At 69.0% G+C, this 2,480-nt stretch carries 3 protein-coding genes; all 3 read left to right on the top strand.

The features are described from left to right. The coding region (locus ACZ4XD_RS37355; protein WP_468050019.1) for an alpha/beta hydrolase fold domain-containing protein at nucleotides 1-458 on the top strand (458 nt) is incomplete at its 5' end. 284 nt (nucleotides 459-742) lie between these two features. Next, a complete protein-coding gene (locus ACZ4XD_RS37350; protein WP_468050017.1) occupies nucleotides 743-1,945 on the top strand; it encodes an IS630 family transposase in 1,203 nt (400 codons plus the stop codon). Between the two features lie 58 nt (nucleotides 1,946-2,003). Further along, complete coding sequence (locus tag ACZ4XD_RS37345; protein ID WP_468050015.1) at nucleotides 2,004-2,339, top strand: hypothetical protein; 336 nt, start codon at nucleotides 2,004-2,006, stop codon at nucleotides 2,337-2,339. Nucleotides 2,340-2,480 lie beyond the last annotated feature (141 nt).

The following is a 2,480-nucleotide window of genomic DNA, read 5'->3' as shown; positions in this document are numbered from 1 at the left end:
CCCTGGCCGCCATCCGCGCCAGGCAGGCCGACCTGCAACTGCGGGCGCAGGTGCTGGTCAACCCCGTCGCGGACGTGACCGGGACGATGTTCGACCACCCCTCGGTCGCCGAGCACGCCCACAGCCCGACCCTGACCGTTCCCCAACTGCGGCTGTTGCACCGGCTCGCCGTCCCCTCGGGAACCGATCCCCGTGCGCTGTCTCCGCTGCACGCCGGCAGTCTCACCGGGCTCGCCCCGGCGCTGGTGGTGGTGCCGAGCCATGACCCGCTGGCCGACCACGGCCGCCGCTACGCCGAGCGCCTGCGCGCGGCCGGGACGCCCGCGCGGCTGACCGAGTTCCCCGAGGCCACACACGCCTTCGTCAGCATGCCGGCCGTAGTGCCGCAGGCCGTGGCGGCACGGGCGGAGATCACCGATTTCCTCAGCGACGCCCTCGGTCGCCCCGGCGGCCGCTGACCAAGCGAGTCCGTCGGACGGGCCGCGGCGTCCGTCGGCGACCCGCGCCCCGAACCGAGCGGCCAACGTCACCTGTCAAACGGCCAAGATTACCTGTCAGAGGACAATCGGTACCCCCAGGCGGACACAACCTGTGGGCCCTCGCGGCATACAGGCATCACGTGCAGGTGCTCGGCTGCGGCCAAGCGGTGCGGGCGTGCCCGCATCCTGCCGGACGGGCTGGGAAGAGGACACGGCAGGCTACGGCCTGTCGTGATCCACTTCTCCCGATCGGCCCTTGCCACATGCCCATTGCCCCGGCCCGTCCGATAGCCCCAACTGCCGCCGAGCGCGAGCGGCTGAAGGAGTTGGCCTACGGCCACAAGACCCAGTACCGGCTGCGTGTCCGGGCGCAGGTCGTGCTGCACGCGTCGCGCGGGCGCTCCAACGCGTGCATCGCCCGCGAGACGGGGCTGCATCTGGACACGGTGCGCAAGTGGCGGGGGCGGTTCGCCGAGCTGGGTCTTGCGGGCCTGGCCGATCGAAAACGCACCGGCCGCCCGGCTTCCTTCACCGCACTGCAGGCCGCCCGGGTCAAGGCGTTGGCCTGCCGACTGCCCGCCGAGACCGGGGCGCCGCTGTCGCGCTGGTCGTGCCCGGAACTGGCCCGCGAAGCCATGGTCGAGGGCATCGCCACGTCCGTGTCGGCCTCCACCGTGCGCCGATGGCTGGGCGAGGACGCGCTCAAGCCCTGGCAGCACCATTCCTGGATCTTCATCACCGACCCGGGTTTCCAACCCAAGGCCGAGCGTGTTCTGGACCTGTACGCCCGCACCTGGGGCGGTGTCCCGCTCGGGGAGGATGACTACGTCGTCAGCGCCGACGAGAAGACCTCCATCCAGGCCCGCTGCCGCTGCCACCCCACCCTCGCCCCGGGCCGGGCGAGAGCGATGCGCGTCAACCACACCTACGGACGCGGCGGAGCACTGGCCTACCTGGCCGCCTACGACGTCCACGCCGCGAAGGTGTTCGGCCGCACCGAACCGCGCACCGGCATCGACCCGTTCATGAACCTGGTCACCCAGGTCATGAGCACCGAACCCTACGCCAGCGCGAAACGGGTGTTCTGGATCGTCGACAACGGCTCCTCCCACCGCGGGCAGAAGGCCGCCGACCGGCTGGCCAGCGCCTTCCCCAACGCCGTAATGGTCCACACCCCAGTGCACGCCTCCTGGTTGAACCAGGTGGAGATCTACTTCTCCGTCGTCCAGCGCAAGGTCGTCTCGCCCAACGACTTCACCGACCTCGCCCAGGTCCGGGGACCGGCTCCGAGCATTCGAAGACCGTTACAACGCCAGTGCACAGCCGTTCCAGTGGAAGTTCACCTCCTCCGACCTGGACGATCTGCTGGCCAGGCTCGACCGGCAGACCGCCGATCATCAGGAAGAATCCTCGTTCCGCCTCGTCGCATGATCAACCCCCGAAGGACTTCCGGAGCCGACCACTAAGCCGGAACTAGAGTGATCAACCACCGCTCGCAACTGTCACCGGGGAAAGGACGGAGACATGGCACTGGTCAAAAAAGGATCGCGGCTCATCACCGTTAATGGCACCACCTACAGATGGCACCTGCGCGGACGGCCGACCTACGACCAGGGACTGGTGCAGTCGCCCCTCACCTTCGCGGTCGAACACGCCGACACTCCCGGAACCACACTGGTGATCACCACCGACCAGCCGCATCCGAGCAACTGGCTTGGAATCCAAGGCAGCCCGGTCCTGCCCGCCCAAGTGGCCGACAGTATCCGTACCGCCCTAACCAACGGCTGGTCGCCGACGAGCCCCGGCTCACCATTCCTCCTCGGCCATTCTGCGGACTTCGTCCCGTCCCACCCTGCATAGCGCCCTACTCCCCGCAGACGGCTGGCACGACGAACACCTCCACCCCCGTATCCAGGACGACACCTGGCCCGCCTGGCCTGAGGCGAATCTCCGTTTCAGCTTCTGCGAACAAGGGCCGGCCGGTGTCGCCTGGGCGGCTTC

Source organism: Streptomyces sp. NPDC029466, assembly GCF_055574515.1.
The sequence above is the reverse complement of the archived record's forward strand: the minus strand, read 5'-3'. Positions and strand labels throughout refer to the sequence as shown.